Origin of the sequence: Lysinibacillus antri, from assembly GCF_003977595.1 — a bacterium.
Taxonomy (GTDB): domain Bacteria; phylum Bacillota; class Bacilli; order Bacillales_A; family Planococcaceae; genus Ureibacillus; species Ureibacillus antri.
Window position 1 is genome coordinate 1 of the sequence record NZ_RYYR01000086.1, and the last position, 567, is coordinate 567.

Sequence of the window (567 nt, forward strand, 5' to 3'; positions counted from 1 at the left end):
TATGCCTGAGGGTCTGTGCAAGCACATCGTAGAGCGCGGCTTCTTCGTTGATTTCAAGCTTCCAGCACGCGAGGCTCCCCGTCGGTCTGCAGATCAGCCTCGGCATGAGGTGCGGCCAGTCCAGCCAGTGCAGCAACAGCCCCCGCAGCAACTGCAGGTTGTCGTCGCGCCTCTCCCGCAGCAGGACCCCGGCGCGGCCTATCTGCAGGGTCTATCTGCTCGCAATGCACAGGTGCGCAGTGGGCTGCAGTGATGTCACCGCCCAGTCGCGCGACGTGCCCGGCGATGTGCTCAGTGCGTCACTAGCGCGCCTGGCGCTTGCTTCCTGCGGTGCTATTGCAAGCCCTGCAGCGTCGTTGCCATCGCGCCTGCGTTGGCCCTTGTACGCGAGGCGCAGCGCCCATGCCAAGCGGGCCGCAATCCGTCGCCCTGATTAAACTGGAGGGCATAGGAGGAGGGCGGTATGGGCAGATATGCCAGTGAGAGTACCGAGGGGTGTTTTACTAACCGTTGTTTTAATAATTTTATCCCCTTGATTATTTAACGTGCTAACGTTAGCCATCACAT

At 60.5% G+C, this 567-nt stretch carries 1 protein-coding gene; it reads left to right on the forward strand.

Features of this window, described 5'->3' with window-relative positions:
- On the forward strand, nt 1-253 hold a 253-nt coding region (locus EK386_RS20390), incomplete at its 5' end, for a hypothetical protein (protein WP_218939082.1).
- Nucleotides 254-567: the final 314 nt, after the last annotated feature.